Source organism: Pantoea sp. KPR_PJ (assembly GCF_041386365.1).
In the GTDB taxonomy this organism is placed as follows: domain Bacteria; phylum Pseudomonadota; class Gammaproteobacteria; order Enterobacterales; family Enterobacteriaceae; genus Pantoea.
On the sequence record NZ_JABMIK010000002.1, the window covers coordinates 82,889 to 102,299 of the forward strand.

Below are 19,411 nucleotides of genomic sequence, written 5' to 3' on the forward strand. Positions count from 1 at the left end.
CGACTGCCTGGCGGTCGCGTTTTTCTTTTTTTTAAGGAGTCTGGATGCCCCGCTATCAACCCGTCAGTAAGCTGACAGCGCGTTTGCTGCTGTTTCCGCTGGCGCTGGTGCTGTTTGAATTTGCTACCTATATCGCCCACGACATGATCCAGCCCGGTATGCTGCTGGTGACGCAAGAGTTTAACGTCGGACCTGAGTGGGTTTCTACCTCACTGACCGCCTATCTGCTCGGCGGCGTGGTGTTGCAGTGGCTGCTTGGTCCGCTCTCTGATAAATATGGCCGTCGCCCGGTGATGTTGGGCGGCATTCTCTTTTTTATCCTTGCCTGCGTGCTTACCAGCTGGGTGGGTTCCATCGAAGAGTTTGTGGTGCTGCGCTTTATTCAGGGCATTAGCCTCTGTTTTATTGGCGCAGTCAGCTATGCCGCCGTTCAGGAGGCGTTTGATGAGGCGCTGGCGGTGCGCGTGATGGCGCTAATGGCCAATGTCGCGCTGCTGGCACCGCTGGCGGGTCCACTGGCGGGAGCAGCCTGGCTTACCCTGGCTGGCTGGCGCAGCATGTTCTGGCTGTTCGCCCTGCTCAGTGCTTTTGCCTTTTTGATTCTGTGGCGCGTGATGCCGGAGACCGCGGGCGATCGCAGTCACTCGATTGCGCTACCGCAGCTGGCGCGCACCTATCGGCAGCTGATCCGGGACCGGATGGTCATGCTGGGGTCATTTGCGATTGGGCTGGTATTTATCCCGGTACTGACCTGGGTGGCGCTTTCGCCGGTGATCCTGATGCATGAGGAACAGCTGTCGCGCCTGCAGTATGCACTGCTCCAGCTTCCGGTCTTTCTGGCCATGATTATCGGCAACATTACGCTGGGCAAACTGGCCGGGCGCGTGCCGATTGAGCAGCCGGTCAGATTTGCCGCCTGGCCCATTCTTATCGGATTGAGCGTTGCCCTGCTGGCGAATCTCCTCAACAGCCACAGCTATCTGCTGCTCACTGCCGGATTGAGTCTTTATGCCTTTGGCGCGGGTATGGTGAATGCCGGGCTTTATCGTCTGACCCTCTATGCCAGCGACGCGGGTAAAGGCAGCGTGGCGGCAATGCTGGGGATGATCAGTATTCTGACGCTGGCCGTGGGCATTGAACTGGCAAAAAGCGGCTACTTCAGCGGTGGCACGCTTTGGTTCAGCCTGATCAATTTTATCAGCGGCGTGTTGTGGTTTGTGCTGATAACGCTGTTTCTGCGCGAACGCAAACGGCGTGCGCAGGTGACGGCGCTCTCCTGAGCCGGCGTGAAAGTCGCCGCACCCTGCTAAACAGAAAGGGCCGCAATGGCGGCCCTTTTACTACTTACGCGGATAGAGTTCTTTGCGCTTATAGGGCTCAATATCCCCCTCTTTGCGCGTCTTGAGCAGTTTTAAAATCCAGGTGTACTGTTCAGGATGGGGGCGCACAAACACTTCTACCTCTTCGTTCATGCGGCGCGCCAGCGTAGTGTCATCGGCCTCCAGCAGATCGTCCATGGGTGGACGCACGTAGATTTCCAGCCTGTGCGTCTCGCTGTTGTATACCGGAAAAAGCGGCACCACGCGGGCGCGGCATACCTTCATCAGGCGACCCACTGCGGGCAGCGTTGCTTTATAGGTTGCGAAGAAATCGACAAACTCGCTGTGCTCGGCCCCGTGATCCTGGTCAGGCAGATAGTAACCCCAGTAGCCCTGACGTACCGAACTGATAAAGGGTTTGATGCCATCATTACGCGCGTGCATTCGTCCACCAAAACGGCGTCGCACGGTATTCCAGACGTAATCGAGCAGCGGATCGCTCTGATTGTGGAACATCGCGGCCATCATCTGCCCCTCTGAGGCGAGCAGCATGGCGGGAATATCTACCGCCCAGCCGTGAGGCACCAGAAAAATAACATTCTGCTTTTCCGCCTGCATCTGATCGATGATTTCGCGGCCATGCCACTCGACGCGCTGGCGGATACGGGCCGGATCGCGCATACCCAGTTCAGCCATCATGGTCATTGCCTGCGGCGCGGTCGCGAACATGCGGTCGACAATATCGCTGCGCTCTGTTTCGCTTAGCTCCGGCAAACAGTAATAAAGATTGATCAGCGCACGACGACGGGCACCCTTAGCCAGTTTCCCTGCCATTTTTCCCAGACCACCCAGCAGCGGATCGCGTACGCGGGCGGGCAGCATCGCCATACCAGCCAGTGCGCCGATGGCCAGCCAGCTTCCCCAGTATTTGGGTTTCAGGAAAGAACGTTCAAAAACGGGAATAAATTCAATATGCTTTTTTTTCGGGTTTTCCATGCACACGCCTCAATCAATGACGCGCTAATGATAGTGGCGGCAGGCAAATTTGCAATCCCTGCGGCAGCGCCGAAAAAAAACCGACGCACAAGGCGTCGGTTTCAGGAACCCGTTTCGGCTCAGTTTACTGGAAACTCAGCTGCGGCAGACTGGATTTCACCTGCGCCATATAATCACTGCGATCTTTGCCGGTCAGACCTTCCATCCGCGGCAGTTTCGCCGTCAGCGGGTTAACGGCCTGATTATTAATCCAGATTTCAAAGTGCAAATGCGGGCCGGTAGAGCGACCGGTGTTGCCCGACAGCGCAATGCGATCGCCACGCTTCACTTTCTCGCCCGGCTTGACCAGCACTTTTTTCAGGTGCATATAACGCGTCATATACTGGCGACCGTGGCGAATTGCGACATAATTGCCTGCCGCCCCGCCGTTTTTCGCGACCACCACTTCGCCATCGCCGACAGCCAGCACCGGGGTGCCTACCGGCAGCGCAAAGTCGACGCCTTTGTGCGGCGCAATACGGCCCGTGACGGGATTAAGACGACGCGGATTAAAGTTAGAGGAGACGCGATACTGCTTTACGGTTGGGAAACGCATAAACCCGCGTGCCAGGCCAGAACCGTTGCGATCGTAGAACTTGCCGTCTTCGGCACGGAAGGCGTAATAATCTTTGCCGCCGGAGCGCAGACGCACGCCGAGCAGCTGGCTCTGGGCGCTCTTGCCGTCGAGCATTTCGCGTGACATCAGCACGCTGAACTGATCGCCGGCGCGCAGTTTACGAAAATCCATCTGCCACTGTAGCGCTTTGATGACGGCGCTGGCTTCGTTGCCGGTCAGACCGGCGCGCTGGGCGCTGGCGGCAAAACTGCCGCGGACTTCACCTTTAAGCACCCTGTTCTGCCACTCGCCTTTTTGCATCTCCGACTGCATGGTAAACGCGCCATTGTTGCCGCGCTGGTAGGTACGCGTTTCTCGGCGGTTGATTTCCCATGTGAGAGACTGCAGGCCACCGTCATCGGTCAGGGTCCAGCTCAGCTGCTGGCCAACCTGCAGATTGCGCAGCGCTTTATCGCTGCTTACCAGCGCGTTGATATCGCCCATCTCAATGCCATATTGATTCAGGGCACTGCTCAGCGTGTCGCCAGCGGAAACGGTATATTCGTGCGTCCCGGCTACGTCCGGCACATCCTGGTCGATATCGTCCGCAGGCAGCTCTTCTTCCGGTTCGGTGGTGGTTTGATCGATGGGTTCACTGGCTTCAGGCAGCAATGTACGCAGCTGGTTTTTATCCAGTTCGATGCTTTTAACGATCGGCATCGCATCGTCGGCAGGGTGATAGACATAGGGCCGCCATACAGCGACGGCCAGTGTAACCACGGTTAATGACCCCAGCATAACGCGGTGGGGGCGCGGCAAATTATTAAATGCGAGGGCGACAGAGCGGGCTATCTGCTGCACTTTTACCTATTCCTCATGCTCCATTCAGGCAGCTCGCATACTGGCCTGACAGCTGTGAAAGGAATTTCACGTAGCTGTCCTGACTAAGGCTGATATTTGTTCCCAGCGGATCGAGCGTACCTTTACGTACCCTGGTTCCACGGGCAACCGCATCGATGACGGCTGGCCTGAATTGTGGCTCAGCAAAGACGCAAACGGCCTTTTGCTCAACCAACTGTGTTCGTATTTGATGCAGGCGCTGTGCGCCCGGCTGAATTTCGGGGTTTACGGTAAAATGCCCGCTGGGCGAGAGGCCGTAGTGTTTCTCAAAATACGTGTAAGCGTCATGAAAAACGAAATACCCTTTGTTGCTGACCGGCGCAAGCTGCGCACCAATGTGCTTGTCGGTATCTGCCAGTTCGCGCTCGAACTGCTGTAGATTAGCGTCAAGTTTGGCTTTGCTTTCGGGCATAAGTTCCAATAATTTTCCATGGATTGCAACCGCCGCCAGCCTTGAGATTTGTGGTGACATCCACAGGTGCATATTAAATTCACCGTGATGATGGTGATGTGCCTCCTCATCATGGGCTTCCGCACTTTCATCTGCCTGCTCGCCATCGTGGTGATCGTCGTCGTCAGCTCCCTTCAGCAGCAGTGGCTTAACCTGCTGCATGGCCGCGATTTCAAGATTTTTTTGCGCCGGTAAATCTGCCGCAGGCTTGCTCATGAAGGCTTCCATTTCAGGGCCGACCCATACGACTAAGTCCGCGTTTTTAATGCGTTTTATATCTGAAGGGCGCAGCGCGTAATCGTGCTCTGACGCCCCATCCGGCAGCAGGATATCGACGGGCGTGACGCCGTCGGCAATTGCGGCTGCAATAAAGCCCAGAGGCTTAACGGAAGCGAGGACGTTTGCTTGCGCAGGAAGGGCAAGAGAGGTAGTTAGTGCTAACGCAGTAAGGGTAAAAATTTGGCTCTGTTTAATGTGTAACATAATGCGTCATTCCATCGTGACCTTGTGATGGGATGTGATATTATAACATTCGAAATTCAGTGCAACCTGTAAATAACATGTCATCACTTGTCACGCTTGAAAATATCTCAGTGCAATTTGCACGACGACCTGTGCTGTCGGGCATCAGCCTGAAGCTGATGCCCGGACGCATACTTACGCTGCTTGGACCTAACGGCGCCGGAAAATCGACGCTGGTGCGCGTGGTGCTGGGCCTGCTGGCGCCGACGTCCGGTCAGGTGCAGCGCAATAGCGGGCTGCGCATCGGCTACGTGCCGCAAAAGCTGCATATCGATCCTACGCTGCCCGTAACCGTTGAGCGCTTTATGCTGCTGACGCGTGGTGCCAGGCGCGCCGAGGTACTGCCTGCGCTAAAGCGCGTGCAGGCGGGCCACCTGCTGAAAGCCCCACTGCAAAAACTGTCAGGCGGTGAAACACAGCGTGTGCTGCTGGCGCGCGCCCTGCTTAACCAGCCGCAGCTGCTGGTGCTGGATGAGCCAACCCAGGGCGTCGACGTTAACGGCCAGGTCGCGCTCTACGATCTGATTGACCAGCTGCGCCACGAGCTGAACTGCGGCGTTCTGATGGTGTCCCATGACCTGCATCTGGTAATGGCGAAAACCGACGAGGTGCTCTGCCTCAACCACCATATTTGCTGTTCTGGCACCCCGGAAGCGGTATCGCAGCATCCGGAGTTTATTGCGATGTTTGGTTCGCGCGGCGCACAGCAGCTGGCCATCTATCGCCATAACCATAATCATCGTCACGACCTACAGGGACGTATCGTTTTACGCAGAGGACAGGGTCCATCATGATTGAGTTGTTACTACCGGGCTGGCTGGGCGGTGTCATGCTGGCGCTGGCCGCGGGTCCGCTGGGTTCGTTTGTCGTCTGGCGTAAAATGTCCTACTTCGGTGATACGCTGGCGCACGCTTCGCTACTTGGCGTTGCCTTTGGTCTGCTGCTCAATGTTAATCCCTACTATGCGGTGATCCTGGTGACCGTCTGCCTGGCGCTGGGTCTGGTATTTCTGGAGCGCCGCCCTCATCTGGCGATCGATACCCTGTTGGGCATTATGGCGCACAGCGCGCTGTCGCTCGGCCTGGTGGTGGTCAGCCTGATGTCGAACGTGCGCGTGGATCTCATGGCCTATCTGTTCGGCGATTTGCTGGCGGTTACTCCAGCGGATTTGTGGGTGATGGGAGCAGGGGTGATGGTGGTGCTGGCGGTGATGGCGTGGCAGTGGCGCGCGCTGCTTTCGATGACCATCAGCCCGGAACTGGCACAGGTTGATGGGGTCAATATTCAGCGCACCCGGCTGATCCTGATGCTGGTAACGGCGCTGACCATTGGCGTCGCGATGAAATTCGTGGGCGCGCTGATTATCACCTCGCTGCTGATTATTCCCGCTGCAACGGCGCGCCGCTTTTCGCGATCCCCCGAACAGATGGCGGGACTGGCGGTCATTGTCGGTATCATTGCCGTATCGGGCGGACTCACCTTTTCTGCCTTCTATGACACGCCCGCTGGCCCGTCGGTGGTGCTGTGCGCCGCGCTGCTGTTTATCCTGAGTATGGCGCGTAAGCCCGCCGTCTGATTACTCGTCGCGCGCCATACCAAAGTGGCGATAGGCATGCTGCGTGGCCATCCGGCCGCGCGGCGTGCGCTGAATAAAGCCTTGCTGGATCAGGAAAGGCTCAATCACATCCTCAATGGTCTCCCGCTCCTCGCCAATAGCCGCCGCCAGGTTATCCAGTCCCACCGGCCCGCCAGTGAACTTATCGATAATTGCCAGCAGCAGCTTGCGGTCCATATAGTCAAAGCCTTCACTGTCGACGTTGAGCATGTCGAGCGCGCTGGCAGCCACATTACCGCTCATCTCACCGTTCGCCCGCACTTCAGCAAAGTCGCGCACGCGACGCAGCAGTCGGTTAGCGATACGCGGCGTACCGCGTGAGCGCTGCGCCACTTCCAGTGCGCCTTCGTCACTCAGCGGCAGGCCCAGGCAGGCTGCGCTACGGCTGACGATATGCTGAAGGTCAGGCACGTTATAAAACTCCAGACGCTGCACGATGCCAAAACGATCGCGCAGCGGCGAGGTGAGCGAACCGGCGCGCGTGGTGGCGCCAATCAGGGTAAAGGGCGGCAAATCGAGCTTAATAGAGCGCGCAGCCGGTCCCTCACCAATCATGATATCCAGCTGATAATCCTCCATCGCCGGATAGAGTACCTCTTCAACCACCGGCGACAGGCGATGAATTTCATCAATGAACAGGACGTCATGCGGCTCAAGATTGGTCAGCATCGCGGCCAGATCGCCCGCCTTTTCCAGCACCGGACCAGAGGTGGTGCGCAGATTAACGCCCATTTCGTTAGCGACAATGTTTGCCAGCGTGGTTTTCCCCAGCCCCGGCGGACCGAAAATCAGCAGGTGGTCCAGCGCATCGCCGCGCAGTTTTGCCGCCTGGATGAAAATTTCCATCTGTTCGCGCACCTGCGGCTGCCCCACATACTCAGCGAGCAGCTTAGGGCGGATCGCACGGTCAAGACTCTCTTCTTCGTTATAACTGGCGGCAGAGACCAGACGGTCGGCTTCAATCATGACTTACCTCAAATGGCGGCGCGCAGTGCTTCACGGATCAGGGTTTCGCAGTCTGCGTCAGGCTTGCCAACCTTGCTGATCATGCGGCTGGCTTCCTGCGGTTTATATCCCAGCGCAACCAGTGCCGCAACCGCTTCTGCCTCAGCGTCGTTGCTTTCCGGTTCCGCATTCTGGGTAGTGAGCGTAAAGGCCGTTTCGCCCGAGAAGAGATCGCCGTGCAGCCCCTTGAAGCGATCTTTCATCTCTACCACCAGGCGCTCGGCGGTTTTCTTGCCGACGCCAGGCAGCTTGATCAGCGCTGCGATCTCCTCTTTTTCTACCGCCGTGACGAACTGCTGCGCCGACATGCCGGAGAGGATCGCCAGCGCCAGCTTGGGCCCAACGCCGTTGGTTTTAATCAGCTCGCGAAACAGCGCGCGTTCTTGTTTATTGTTGAAGCCGAACAGCAGCTGTGCATCTTCACGCACCACAAAGTGAGTAAAAATTACCGCTTCGTGGTTGAGTTCAGGCAGCTCATAAAAACAGGTCATTGGCATATGCACTTCATAACCCACGCCGTGCGCTTCAATCAGCACCAGCGGCGGCTGCTTTTCCAGAATGTTGCCCCGTAAACGACCTATCACCTGAACGCTTCCTTAATTGATGAATGTGGCGGGATTTATAACATAAAAAAGGCTGGATGAATATCCAGCCTGAAAGGAGATGCGAAGCGGGTGTCAGCCTGAGCGCAGACGCCCCCGCGTCAGCAACAGTTTGCTGTCGCTGACGCGCGTGGCGTTCTGACTGACGTGGCAGTGCGTGATAGCAATCGCCAGCGCATCGGCGGCATCCGCCTGCGGATTAGCAGGCAGTTTGAGCAGCGTACGCACCATGTGCTGCACCTGGCTCTTCTCTGCCCCGCCGGTGCCGGTAACGGTCTGCTTAACCTGACGCGCGGCGTACTCAAATACCGGCAGATCCTGGTTTACAGCCGCCACGATGGCTGCTCCACGCGCCTGGCCCAGCTTGAGCGCCGAGTCGGCATTTTTCGCCATAAAGACCTGCTCAATGGCGAAATAGTCCGGCGAAAACTGAGTGATGATTTCGCTAACGCCAGCGTAGATAAGCTTCAGCCGCGCCGGTAACTCTGTGGTGTTAGTACGAATACAGCCGCTGCCCAGATAGGTGAGCTGGCGGCCGGTCTGACGGATTACACCGTAGCCGGTCACGCGCGAGCCGGGGTCAATGCCCAGAATTATCGCCATGCCCTGTCTCCGGTGGGTAGAGCAAACAAAAACGCCATTACAGCGTTTCCGCCACCTCATCAGAAATCTCGCCGTTATGGTAGACTTCCTGCACGTCGTCGCAGTCTTCCAGCATGTCGATCAGGCGCAGCAGCTTCGGCGCGGTTTCGGCATCCAGTTCAGCTTTGGTTGACGGGATCATCGAGACTTCAGCGGTATCCGCTTTCAGCCCTGCCGCTTCCAGCGCGTCACGCACCGTGCCCAGCTCTTCCCAGGCGGTAAAGACGTCAATGGCACCGTCATCATAGCTGACAACATCTTCCGCGCCCGCTTCCAGCGCCGCTTCCATCACGCTGTCTTCATCCTGACCCGGCGCAAAGGAGATAACGCCTTTTTTGCTGAACAGGTAAGAAACAGAGCCGTCGGTGCCAAGGTTGCCGCCGGTTTTGGTGAAGGCGTGACGCACTTCACCCACGGTACGGTTGCGGTTGTCGCTCAGGCACTCGACCATGACGGCGGAACCACCCGGACCGTAACCTTCGTAGATGATGGTTTCCATGTTGGAATCATCTTCGCCGCCCACACCGCGCGCAATAGCGCGGTTCATGGTGTCGCGCGTCATGTTGTTGGACAGGGCTTTGTCCATTGCCGCGCGCAGACGCGGGTTAGAGCCGGCATCGCCGCCGCCAAGTTTGGCCGCGGTAACCAGCTCACGAATAATTTTGGTGAAAATTTTGCCGCGCTTAGCGTCCTGAGCCGCTTTGCGGTGCTTGGTATTCGCCCATTTACTATGACCAGCCATCTTGCATATTCTCCGATCTTTGACCTCGCACGGGCTATCTTGCTGGCGATCTCGCCTGTCGGCAGCGCTTGCTCCCTGACGTACCCTGGTACGCTCCGGTTGCTGCGCGCTGGCGGCAGCCGACCTCACCGTGCCGATAACGCCCGGCGTATTGAGTTTGGTGGTGCCATTCTGTCAGATTGCACCCGGTTTTATGATTCAGACTGCCGTCGGAACAGACGCGACAGGCAGCTAAACAAATTCTTCAATCGCCTGGCGGTTACTCCAGGACTTGGTCAGGGCTGCTGCAGCGGCGGGATCGAGCCAGCGCGCGGCGAGATGCTCGCTGAGCGCCGGCTGGCGTTCTGCGGGCAGCGCCAGTCGGAACCAGTGTTCGCGATTGTGCGTCACGCCCGGCGCGTAGCGATGGCGGTAATGCGGAAAGATCTCAAACTCGATCTCTTTCTGGCAGTCCACCAGCGCCAGTTGCTCGCCCGCCACATCGATGGCCAGCTCTTCCAGCACTTCACGCTGCGCCGCCTGACGCGGCGTTTCGCCCGCTTCCAGACTGCCGGTCACGGATTGCCAGAAGCTCTCATCATCACGCCGTTGCAGCATTAACACCCGGCCGGTGTCCTGGGCGAAAATGACCACCAGAACCGATACCGGGTGTTTATAGCCCATTATTGATTCTCTGACTTTTCTTTTTTCGGTGCGATCTGAATGCCCAGATCTGCCAGCGCAGCCGGATTGGCTTCGCTTGGCGCTTCGGTCATCAGACAGGCCGCCGCGGTGGTTTTCGGGAAGGCAATCACGTCACGGATGTTCTCGGTGCCGGTCAGCAGCATGGTCAGACGATCCAGACCAAACGCCAGGCCCGCATGCGGCGGCGTACCATATTTCAGGGCATCAAGCAGGAAGCCAAACTTTTCGCGCTGCTCGTGCTCGTCGATGCCCAGAATGGAGAATACCGCCTGCTGCATTTTTCCGCTGTGGATACGCACAGAGCCGCCACCCACTTCATAACCGTTAATCACCATATCGTAGGCGTTTGCCACCGCGCTGATCGGATCGGCCGCCAGCTCTTCCGCAGACATCTCTTTTGGTGAAGTAAACGGATGGTGCATCGCAGCCAGACCGCCTTCTTCATCCTCTTCAAACATCGGGAAATCGATCACCCACAACGGTGCCCAGGCCTTCTCATCGGTAATGTTCAGGTCACGGCCCACTTTCAGGCGCAGCGCGCCCAGCGCATCTGCCACCACTCTGGCCCGGTCAGCACCGAAGAAAATCAGGTCACCGTCGGCCGCGCCGGTACGGGTCAGGATCGCTTCCACGATCTCAGCATTAAGGAACTTGGCAACCGGACTCTGGACGCCATTGAAGCCCTCAGCGCGCGCGTTCACCTTCATCCACGCCAGCCCTTTCGCGCCGTAGATCTCAACAAATTTGCCGTACTCGTCGATCTGCTTGCGGCTCAGCTGGGCACCGCCCGGCACGCGCAGCGCGGCAACGCGGCCTTTGGCATCGTTGGCCGGACCAGCAAACACCTGGAATTCGACGTTTTTCAGCAGGTCAGCCACGTCCACCAGCTCCATGGGGTTACGCAGATCGGGCTTGTCGGAACCGTAGCGACGCATCGCTTCTGCAAAGGTCATCTGCGGGAACACGCCTAAATCAACCCCCTTCACTGCCATCCACAGCTCGCGGATCATGCGTTCGTTAATCTCACGCACCTGTGGCGCGGTGAGGAACGAGGTTTCGATATCAATCTGAGTGAACTCTGGCTGACGATCGGCACGCAGGTCTTCATCGCGGAAACACTTAACGATCTGATAGTAGCGATCGAAACCTGACATCATCAGTAGCTGCTTGAACAGCTGGGGCGACTGCGGCAGCGCATAGAATTTGCCTTTGTGAACGCGGCTTGGCACCAGATAGTCGCGCGCGCCTTCTGGCGTGGCTTTAGTCAGCATCGGCGTTTCGATGTCGAGGAAGCCTTCGTTGTCCATAAAGCGGCGCACGAAGCTGGAGATTTTCGCGCGGGTCTTCAGGCGCTGGGCCATTTCCGGGCGACGCAGATCCAGATAGCGGTATTTCAGACGCGCTTCTTCGCTGTTAACCTGGTTAGAGTCGAGCGGCAGCGGCTCGGCGCGGTTGATGATGGTCAGCGCCTCGGCAAAAACTTCGACGTCGCCGGTGGCCATCTCAGCGTTTTTGTTTTTCTCGTCGCGCGCGCGGACGGTGCCTGTGATCTGAATGCAGAATTCGTTGCGCAGCTCAGATGCCAGCTGAAAAGCCTCCTGACGATCGGGATCAAAGAACACCTGCACGATGCCTTCACGATCGCGCATGTCGATAAAAATCAGGCTTCCCAGATCGCGACGGCGGTTGACCCAGCCGCAAAGAGTGACTTGCTGACCCACATGAGACAGATTGAGCTGTCCGCAATATTCTGAACGCATAACGTATCCTTTTAACTTCGCCGCTGCTGCCTGGCAGCATCAGGCCGCGTAACCATTTGAGATGCTGCCGCAAAAAAGGCGGCCATTATAATGGAAAAAGGCAGGCACGATAAGTAGAGCCGCGCCAAACCCCCTATTTCATTGCCGCTTTTTCGTCCCCGGGGTAAACAGGCTACCCTGTAAAACAACATCAACGGTTAAGGAGAAGGTGTGACGCTTCGTATTGGACTGCCGCAGTGGCAGCATCCGCACTGGAAACGCTGGGGTATTGAAAGCCTGGCTGATTATGCCCGCCTGTTCCACTGCGTGGAGGGCAACACCACGCTCTATGCGCTGCCAGCACCGGAAACCGTGCAGCGCTGGCGTGATATGACGCACGATGATTTTCGCTTCTGCTTTAAATTTCCCCAGACCATCAGCCATCAGGCGCAACTGCAACAGACGGACGACCTGCTGAGCGACTTTTTGCGCCTGCTCGACCCGCTGGCTGACCGCATTGGCCAGTACTGGCTACAGCTGCCTGCCGCATTCTCACCGGCACAGCTGCCCGATCTCTGGCGCTTCCTGGATACGCTGCCGGGCCGCTTCAGCTATGGCGTTGAAGTGCGCCACGCTGCGTTTTTTGCCAAAGGTGAGGCCGAGCGTGCGCTTAATCAGGGCCTGCAACAGCGCGGTGTCAATCGTGTGGTGTTAGACAGCCGCCCGGTTCACGCCTCTACCTCGCAAAGCCCGGCCGCGCGGCATGCGCGTCAGCAAAAGCCGCGCGTGCCGCCACATGCCCTTCGCACCGGCTCGCGCCCCATGGTGCGTTTTGTGGGCAGCGACGATGTTGATGAGAGCGAGCGATTTTTTCAGGTCTGGCGCGAAAAACTGGCACAATGGCAGGCAGAAAGCGATCCGCTGTTGTTTATCCACACGCCAGACATGGGCCAGGTCTTCCCGCTGGTGCGCCGTCTGTGGCCGCAGCTGCAGGCCATTGACGCCGGTATTGGCAGTGGACCCGCCTGGCCTCAGCAGGAGTCGCTGTTCTGACAGACGAGGATAAAGATGATTAGTGCATTATATGTGGTACTGGGCGTGTTGATAATAATGAAGTTTGCGCTGGACGTGGTGCGCTTTCGCCGTCACTACCGGGTCGCCTTTGGCGACGGCGGATTTCACGATCTGCGGGTGGCGATACGTATTCACGGCAACGCCGTTGAGACCATTCCGCTGGCGCTGCTGCTGTTGGTGATGATGGAGATGAACGGCGCAGATATCTGGATGGTGCACCTGACCGCACTGCTCTTTTTTTTGGGGCGCGTTATTCATGCCCAGGGGCTGCGCCGTAGCGCGCTGGCCGGCCGCAAATACGGCATGATGCTCACCCTGTTTGCGCTGTGCGGCATGGCGGTATTTAATCTTATCTATCTCCCCTGGGATCTGGTGTTAACGCTGCATTAACCGGCCGCGGGCGTAAAGGATGCAGCCCGCCGCACTTTCTGCCAGAATAGCGCCCTTTCCGATGTCTTTCCGGATTTACTATGTCTGACCGCGATACGCTATTTTCCGCGCCCATTGATAAACTGGGCGACTGGACCTTTGACGAGCGCGTGGCTGAAGTCTTCCCCGATATGATTCAGCGCTCCGTGCCCGGCTACTCAAACATTATTTCGATGATCGGCATGCTGGCCGAGCGCTTTGTCACGCCTGAAAGCCAGGTGTACGATCTGGGCTGCTCGCTTGGGGCCGCCACGCTTTCGGTTCGCCGCAATATCCGGGTGCCCGGCTGCACCATCATTGCCGTGGATAACTCGCCGGCGATGGTCGAGCGCTGCCGCCGCCACATCGATGCCTTTCGCGCCGATACCCCGGTAAAGGTCATTGAGGCCGACATCCGCAATATCGCCATCGAGAACGCCTCGCTGGTGGTGCTTAACTTTACGCTACAGTTCCTCGATCCCCCTGCCCGCCTGCAACTGCTGGAGAAGATCTGGCAGGGTCTGCGGCCTGGCGGCGCGTTAGTGCTCTCTGAGAAGTTCAGCTTTGAGGACGCCGAGGTTGGCGAACTGTTGTTCAACATGCACCATGACTTCAAACGCGCCAATGGTTACAGCGAGCTGGAAATTAGCCAGAAGCGCAGCATGCTGGAGAATGTGATGCTGACTGACAGCGTGGAGGCGCATAAGGCGCGGCTGAAACAGGCGGGCTTTGCCCATGCGGAACTCTGGTTCCAGTGCTTTAACTTTGGTTCGCTGGTGGCGTTAAAATGATTGAGTTTGGCCGTTTTTATCAGCACATTGCCACCGGACCGCTCGCCAGCTGGCTGGAGGTTCTGCCTGCGCAGATTGCCGCCTGGCAGAAAGAAAACCTGCACGGCCTGTTCCGTAACTGGGAAAAGTCGGTGGACCATCTGCCGCTTTTGCAGCCGCAGCATCTGGACCTGCTCCACAGCGTCAGCGCCCAGCGCGACGATCTCAGCGAGCGGCAGCGTCAGGGCATTGAAAAATTGCTGCGCAACCTGATGCCGTGGCGTAAAGGCCCCTATTCGCTCTACGGCACGGAGATCGATACCGAATGGCGCTCTGACTGGAAGTGGCAGCGCGTTGTGCCACATATTTCGTCACTGGCGGGTCGTACGGTGCTGGATGTCGGCTGCGGCAGCGGTTACCACATGTGGCGCATGGTCGGCGCGGGTGCGCAACTGGTGGTCGGCATCGATCCCATGCAGCTCTTTCTCTGCCAGTTCGAAGCGGTACGTAAACTGCTGGGCGATGACCGCCGCGCGCACCTGCTGCCGCTCGGCATTGAGCAGTTGCCGATGCTACAGGCGTTCGACACCGTATTTTCAATGGGCGTGCTCTACCATCGCCGATCGCCGCTGGACCATCTGCTGCAACTGAAAAATCAGCTGGTGAGCGGAGGCGAGCTGGTGCTGGAAACGCTGGTAATCGCGGGCGATGAACAGGATGTTCTGGTGCCAGGCGAACGCTACGCGCAGATGCGGAACGTTTACTTTATTCCCTCGGCGCTGGCGCTTAAAAGCTGGCTGGAGAAATGCGGCTTTGTTGACGTGAAAATTGTGGATTATGCGCTGACGTCAACCGAAGAGCAGCGCCGCACCAGCTGGATGACCAGCGAATCGCTGGCTGAGTTCCTCGATCCGCAAGACAGCAGTAAAACGGTGGAAGGCTACCCTGCGCCGCTGCGCGCGGTGCTGGTCGCCACGAAACCCTGATGCTTAGCGGCGAGAGAGCGCCAGCTTCGCCGCAAAGCTGATAAATACCATGCCCGTCAGGCGGTCCATGATTTTGAGCACCGCCGGACGGCGCAGGTGAGCAGCAAAATAGTGGCTACCGCCGATTAATACTCCATTCCATAGCAGGCCAATGGCAATATGCATCAGCGCCAGCAGCGTGCACCAGAGCGGCACAGAGGCACCCGCTGGAATAAACTGCGGCAGAAACGTGACGTAAAAGACGCCCATTTTAGGGTTGAGCAGGTTGCCAAACAGGCCCCGGTTAAAGCAGCTCAGGTAGCTTTGCGGTGCCGTTTCGCGGCTTGTCTCCTCCTGGGTCTGCGCGCGTGGATAAAGCAGCAGTTTCAGACCCAGGTAGAGCAGATAGCCGGCACCCGCCCATTTTAACAGGTTGTAGGCCAGCTCCGACGCCAGCAGCAGCGCGCCGAGGCCAAACCCCACCGTCACGCCCCATATCAGGCAGCCGAAATTAATGCCAAGCGCCGTCACGCTGCCGCGTCGCCAGCCCTGAACGGCGGCGGTTCGCAGCACCAGCGCGGTATCAAAACCCGGCGTCAGGGTAAGAAGGGTGATAGCGAACAGAAAAGAAAACAGTAAAGTAGCCGTCATGATCATCTCCCTGAAAGTCGAGCGCTTACCCTGGCAAATGTTGCCCTGATTAACAATCGCTATTCCGCTTCCGCGGCACGATCCCAGTACTGATATTGATAGGCAGCGCTGAGATGGCGTTCAATGGTGCCTTTATCAAAGACCTCTGTTTCATGCAGATAACTCAAGGTGCAGTTGCCCACCTCATCCCACAGCTGACACTCGTCAACTGAACGCAAGGTGCTGACCGGGGTCGTCGACGTTCCGTGCAGCCGCCACTCTCGGGCACGGTTGTCATAGGTATAGCGATCTTTGCTGCGCGCCGTTATGGCGCTGATAACCTGCCCTTGCGGATTCCAGCGCCAGCTGCTTTCGCCATTGGTCAGCGCATCGGTACCGCGAGAGACGCTTTTCGCCAGCCGCAGCTGGGCGTCATAGCGATAGGTGGTGTCAGTAAAGCCGCTTTTGCCCATGCTGGTAAATTTATCGGACGCCGTCACGATGTTACCGTGCCGGCCAGTCAGCCAGTTAATGGTGCCCTGACGGTTGTCGACCACCTGCTCCTGCCCCTCTTTCAGCACCTTGACGCTATAAGCGTATTCCGCTACCCAGCCTCCCTGCACGCGTGCAATATGCTGCTCCATGCTCAACGTGACATTGTGCTCTTTTTTGTCAAAGGTGACATCAGCGACCAGCAGGATACCGCAGGCATCAAACTGACCCAGCACGCGCTTCTGCGAATCGACATCTTTACCAAACTCGCCGGCAATGACCTGGCGCACCGCCCCCTTCGCGGCACCCCCCAGCATTATCCAGCTGTTGCTGCTGGCTACCGCTTTGCTGTACGGGCCGCAGCTCGCCGCCAGCAGTGCCGGGCTGACCAGCCACGAACCCAATGCAACCGCCGCCATCAGAGCGCGTTTCATGATTTAACTCCCAGAGATCTCAATAACCTGAGTGTAACTGCACTGGCGGGATCTGGCGCGGGAATGCCGAAAAATGGACAAAAAATACCCCAGCAAGATGGCTGGGGTTTGGTACTTGCAAACATCACGTCATAAGGCGTGCTGCGCGGCAAAATCTCTGGTGATTCAGGCTACCCTGACGGTATTGAGCTGCATCACGCTTTTCATGGCTTCCACCACATCACTATCCACGCAGTAGCGGCTGAACTCATCCATTTCGGCGTCGGAACACATGGAAACACCGGCTTTTCGGTAGCGCATCGGTGAGGTCACGAGGCGGCTGGCAGAGCTGTGAACCTCGCAAAGTCCACTGTCCAGGAACTTTTGCAGGTTGCTGAGGCGTACGCCAGCACCAGCCATAATGATTGGACCTTCGCTCTGTTCATTAAGTTCCTTTAATAATGCAATTCCGTTTTCCGCGCTCTGCTGCTGGCCCGAAGTCAGGATGCGGGCCACGCCGAGCGCCGTTAACTCTTCCAGCGCACGGTTCGGGCTATGGCAGAGATCAAAGGCACGATGAAACGTCACCTGCAAACCGTCGCACAGCGCCATAATCTGCCTCATACGGGCCCGGTCAATATGGGCATCCTCATCCAGCATCCCCACCACCAGCCCCGGAAAGCCCATGTCACGAATTCTCGCCACGTCAGATTTCATGATTTCAAACTCCCGCGCGGTGTAGCAAAAATCACCGCCGCGCGGTCGGACAATAGGATGAACGGGAATGGATATTTCACGCCGTGCCGCCTCCAGAGCGCCGACAGACGGAGTCAGTCCACCTTCACGCGGTGCCGCGCATAGCTCCACGCGATCGGCACCCGCCTGCTGCGCAGTCATGGCGCAATCCACGCCGTAGCAGCAAATCTCCAGTAGTGTCATTACTTCCTCCGTTACATGACGTCTGGCTCGACACAGGACTATCAGTTAGTCTGGCAATGAAAATCAGTTTACGTGGAAAACAGAACATGGCATTTAATTTTGACCAACGGATAGACCGCTGTCACAGCGATAGTCTTAAATGGAACAAATACAGTGACCGGGACGTGCTTCCACTGTGGGTGGCAGACACTGATTTTCGTTCACCCGACTGCATCATCGACGCCATTAAAACCCGCGCCGATCATGGTGTTTTTGGCTATGGCAGCCGCCCCACAGGACTGATTGACGCGGCGATTGCGCGCTTTGAGCAGCGCTACCAGTGGAAGGTAGAGCCTGAGTGGATTGTGGTACTGCCTGGCGTGGTAAGCGGGCTGAACCTGGCGATGCGCACTTTTACCCAACCTGGTGAACGATCCCTGTCTCCCTCTCCCATTTATCCGCCGTTTCGCGGTGCCGCAAAGCTGGCAGAGCGTGATCAGATCCACCTGCCGTTAACGCTTCAGTCAGGACGCTGGCTGGCGGACTTCAGCCAGGTGGAATCGCAGCTTAACGGCAGTGAGCGCTTGCTGTTGCTCTGCAATCCGCAAAACCCTGGCGGTACGGTCTACCGGCGCGACGAGCTTGAAGCGCAGCTGGCATTTGCCCGCCGGCATGATTTGATCGTCTGTTCTGATGAGATCCACTGCGATCTGCTGCTGGAGCCGGGGCTGAGGCACATTCCCTTCGCCAGCCTGAGCGAAGATGCCGCGCAGCGCAGCATTACGCTGATTTCGCCGTCGAAAAGCTTCAATATTGCCGGACTTGGCGCATCGCTGGCGATTATTCCTGATGCAACACTACGCGCGCGTTTTAAACAGGCGCGCTACGGTATTGTCCCCGACGTCGATATTCTGGCACTGGTGGCCGCTGAAGCCGCCTGGCGCGACGGCGAGGCATGGTTGCAGGCGCAGCTCGATTATCTGCGCATCAGTCGCGATCGCCTCCACGCCGCCGTCAATGCTCTGCCGGGATTATCGATGGTGCTGCCTGAAGCGACCTATTTAGGCTGGATAGACTGCCGCGAACTGGCGGTGGCCAGCCCGGCGCTCTATTTTGAAAAGCATGGGCTGGGTTTTTCACCAGGACGCGATTTCGGCGACGATGGTTTTGTGCGTTTCAATTTCGGCTGCACGCACGCCACGCTGGACGAGGCGATCACACGACTGCGCGCAGCGGTTTCCGCTCGCGCTTAGCACCGCTCGCTGGCGACGATCTCCTCCAGTCGCCACGGGTGAAATTTAATCGTGGTCTGTCCGTCAGTCACCGCCAGGGTTGGATTGGGCAGTCGCTCGTTCTCACCCTGTGGCGAACTGGTTTTAAAGGAGAGACCGGGCTGCGTCAGCGCCTCGTCACTGAGCAACGCCATTGCACGCACGCCCAGCGTCTCGGGCGCGCCACGCAGCACAATCTCCACATGCTCGAACCCCTCATGAGGGTAGCGCTTCTCCCCCGGCCAGGGCAACTCGACCACGTCCAGCGCCACGCCATTGAGCCGCAGAGGCTGATGCAGTTTGAACAGGCAGACAGGCCTGCCGTTAATCATGGCCTGAGAAAACTGCGTGCCGATTTTTGCCAGTCCTTGCTGCCAGCGTTCAGCCGTGGTGTTTTGATGGCAGCGCACCGCAATGTGATCGACTTCGTGCGTGGATAAGTTTAATCCCAGGCGTTCAGCAAAAAGCTGTAACGAAGTAGCAAAGCGCGCCAGATCGCACTCCAGATCCTGTAATTCGGGGGGAAATCTGGTTTCAGACGCCATAAAACCTCTCAGGTAGTTTACTGTTTTTAATCAAAGAAATGTCGCGCCAGCGCTGAATCCGGCGCGATATAATGATAGGAATCATCCGATTTGCCCGTTATTTTGTCAAAAAA

The 19,411-nt window shown here is 57.6% G+C and carries 20 protein-coding genes and 2 pseudogenes; 9 read left to right on the plus strand and 13 right to left on the minus strand.

The window, feature by feature from the left end; translation table 11 throughout:
• Positions 1–44 precede the first annotated feature (44 nt).
• Positions 45–1,280, plus strand: coding sequence for an MFS transporter (locus tag HP564_RS05040; RefSeq protein ID WP_371240837.1), 1,236 nt, complete (start codon positions 45–47; stop codon positions 1,278–1,280).
• Positions 1,281–1,340: 60 nt separating this feature from the next.
• Here HP564_RS05040 and lpxM read toward each other — a convergent pair whose 3' ends face one another.
• From lpxM to znuA, 3 genes are all read right to left on the minus strand, one after another.
• Positions 1,341–2,315 (minus strand): lauroyl-Kdo(2)-lipid IV(A) myristoyltransferase, encoded by a 975-nt coding sequence (gene lpxM / locus HP564_RS05045; protein WP_371240839.1) that lies wholly within the window; start codon positions 2,313–2,315, stop codon positions 1,341–1,343.
• 124 nt (positions 2,316–2,439) lie between these two features.
• The gene (gene mepM, locus HP564_RS05050; protein WP_371240841.1) at positions 2,440–3,771 is read right to left on the minus strand and encodes a murein DD-endopeptidase MepM; all 1,332 of its coding nucleotides are present in this window, start codon (positions 3,769–3,771) and stop codon (positions 2,440–2,442) included.
• Positions 3,772–3,784: 13 nt separating this feature from the next.
• Complete coding sequence (gene znuA / locus HP564_RS05055) at positions 3,785–4,744, minus strand: zinc ABC transporter substrate-binding protein ZnuA (RefSeq protein ID WP_371240843.1); 960 nt, start codon at positions 4,742–4,744, stop codon at positions 3,785–3,787.
• Between the two features lie 77 nt (positions 4,745–4,821).
• Here znuA and znuC point away from each other — a divergent pair, with 77 nt between their 5' ends.
• On the plus strand, positions 4,822–5,577 hold the full coding sequence (gene znuC, locus HP564_RS05060; RefSeq protein WP_371240846.1) for a zinc ABC transporter ATP-binding protein ZnuC: 756 nt from the start codon (positions 4,822–4,824) through the stop codon (positions 5,575–5,577).
• The gene (gene znuB / locus HP564_RS05065; RefSeq protein ID WP_371240848.1) at positions 5,574–6,359 is read left to right on the plus strand and encodes a zinc ABC transporter permease subunit ZnuB; all 786 of its coding nucleotides are present in this window, start codon (positions 5,574–5,576) and stop codon (positions 6,357–6,359) included. The genes znuC and znuB overlap by 4 nt, the downstream gene beginning before the upstream one ends.
• Here the strand turns inward: znuB and ruvB are convergent, their stop codons facing one another.
• From ruvB to aspS, 6 genes are all read right to left on the minus strand, one after another.
• Positions 6,360–7,364 (minus strand): Holliday junction branch migration DNA helicase RuvB, encoded by a 1,005-nt coding sequence (ruvB, locus tag HP564_RS05070; RefSeq protein ID WP_371240850.1) that lies wholly within the window; start codon positions 7,362–7,364, stop codon positions 6,360–6,362.
• 8 nt (positions 7,365–7,372) lie between these two features.
• On the minus strand, positions 7,373–7,987 hold the full coding sequence (gene ruvA / locus HP564_RS05075) for a Holliday junction branch migration protein RuvA (RefSeq protein ID WP_371240852.1): 615 nt from the start codon (positions 7,985–7,987) through the stop codon (positions 7,373–7,375).
• Between the two features lie 93 nt (positions 7,988–8,080).
• A complete protein-coding gene (ruvC, locus tag HP564_RS05080) occupies positions 8,081–8,608 on the minus strand; it encodes a crossover junction endodeoxyribonuclease RuvC (protein ID WP_371240854.1) in 528 nt (175 codons plus the stop codon).
• Positions 8,609–8,645: 37 nt separating this feature from the next.
• A complete protein-coding gene (locus HP564_RS05085; protein ID WP_371240856.1) occupies positions 8,646–9,389 on the minus strand; it encodes a YebC/PmpR family DNA-binding transcriptional regulator in 744 nt (247 codons plus the stop codon).
• A gap of 231 nt (positions 9,390–9,620) precedes the next feature.
• Positions 9,621–10,052 carry a dihydroneopterin triphosphate diphosphatase gene (nudB, locus tag HP564_RS05090; RefSeq protein ID WP_371240858.1) on the minus strand — a complete coding sequence of 144 codons (432 nt, stop codon included), beginning with the start codon at positions 10,050–10,052 and terminating at the stop codon, positions 9,621–9,623.
• A complete protein-coding gene (gene aspS, locus HP564_RS05095; protein ID WP_371240860.1) occupies positions 10,052–11,833 on the minus strand; it encodes an aspartate--tRNA ligase in 1,782 nt (593 codons plus the stop codon). Before aspS ends, nudB begins: the two co-directional genes overlap by 1 nt.
• Before the next feature lie 210 nt (positions 11,834–12,043).
• Here aspS and HP564_RS05100 point away from each other — a divergent pair, with 210 nt between their 5' ends.
• The 4 genes from HP564_RS05100 (at position 12,044) to cmoB (ending at position 15,050) form a co-directional block, all read left to right on the plus strand.
• Positions 12,044–12,865: a DUF72 domain-containing protein gene (locus HP564_RS05100; RefSeq protein WP_371240863.1), complete on the plus strand. Its 822-nt coding sequence runs from the start codon at positions 12,044–12,046 to the stop codon at positions 12,863–12,865.
• A gap of 15 nt (positions 12,866–12,880) precedes the next feature.
• Complete coding sequence (locus HP564_RS05105; RefSeq protein WP_371240865.1) at positions 12,881–13,276, plus strand: MAPEG family protein; 396 nt, start codon at positions 12,881–12,883, stop codon at positions 13,274–13,276.
• A gap of 80 nt (positions 13,277–13,356) precedes the next feature.
• On the plus strand, positions 13,357–14,085 hold the full coding sequence (gene cmoA, locus HP564_RS05110) for a carboxy-S-adenosyl-L-methionine synthase CmoA (protein WP_371240867.1): 729 nt from the start codon (positions 13,357–13,359) through the stop codon (positions 14,083–14,085).
• On the plus strand, positions 14,082–15,050 hold the full coding sequence (gene cmoB, locus HP564_RS05115; protein WP_371240869.1) for a tRNA 5-methoxyuridine(34)/uridine 5-oxyacetic acid(34) synthase CmoB: 969 nt from the start codon (positions 14,082–14,084) through the stop codon (positions 15,048–15,050). Before cmoA ends, cmoB begins: the two co-directional genes overlap by 4 nt.
• 3 nt (positions 15,051–15,053) lie before the next feature.
• On the opposite strand, the gene HP564_RS05120 is transcribed toward cmoB, so the two are convergent.
• The 3 genes from HP564_RS05120 to cutC form a co-directional block, all read right to left on the minus strand.
• Positions 15,054–15,680, minus strand: coding sequence for a LysE family translocator (locus tag HP564_RS05120; RefSeq protein WP_371240871.1), 627 nt, complete (start codon positions 15,678–15,680; stop codon positions 15,054–15,056).
• 59 nt (positions 15,681–15,739) lie between these two features.
• Positions 15,740–16,585 carry a hypothetical protein gene (locus tag HP564_RS05125; protein WP_371240874.1) on the minus strand — a complete coding sequence of 282 codons (846 nt, stop codon included), beginning with the start codon at positions 16,583–16,585 and terminating at the stop codon, positions 15,740–15,742.
• Positions 16,586–16,750: 165 nt separating this feature from the next.
• The gene (gene cutC / locus HP564_RS05130) at positions 16,751–17,503 is read right to left on the minus strand and encodes a copper homeostasis protein CutC (RefSeq protein WP_371240876.1); all 753 of its coding nucleotides are present in this window, start codon (positions 17,501–17,503) and stop codon (positions 16,751–16,753) included.
• Positions 17,504–17,589: 86 nt separating this feature from the next.
• On the opposite strand from cutC, the gene HP564_RS05135 reads away from it, so the two are divergent.
• A complete protein-coding gene (locus tag HP564_RS05135; protein WP_371240878.1) occupies positions 17,590–18,735 on the plus strand; it encodes a MalY/PatB family protein in 1,146 nt (381 codons plus the stop codon).
• On the opposite strand, the pseudogene HP564_RS05140 reads toward HP564_RS05135, so the two are convergent.
• Positions 18,732–19,262: pseudogene (locus HP564_RS05140) on the minus strand (VOC family protein); the annotation flags it as partial. The gene HP564_RS05135 and the pseudogene HP564_RS05140 sit on opposite strands and share 4 nt — an antisense overlap.
• Here HP564_RS05140 and HP564_RS05145 point away from each other — a divergent pair.
• Positions 19,225–19,314: pseudogene (locus tag HP564_RS05145) on the plus strand (hypothetical protein); the annotation flags it as partial. The pseudogenes HP564_RS05140 and HP564_RS05145 sit on opposite strands and share 38 nt — an antisense overlap.
• Between the last annotated feature and the right edge of the window lie 97 nt (positions 19,315–19,411).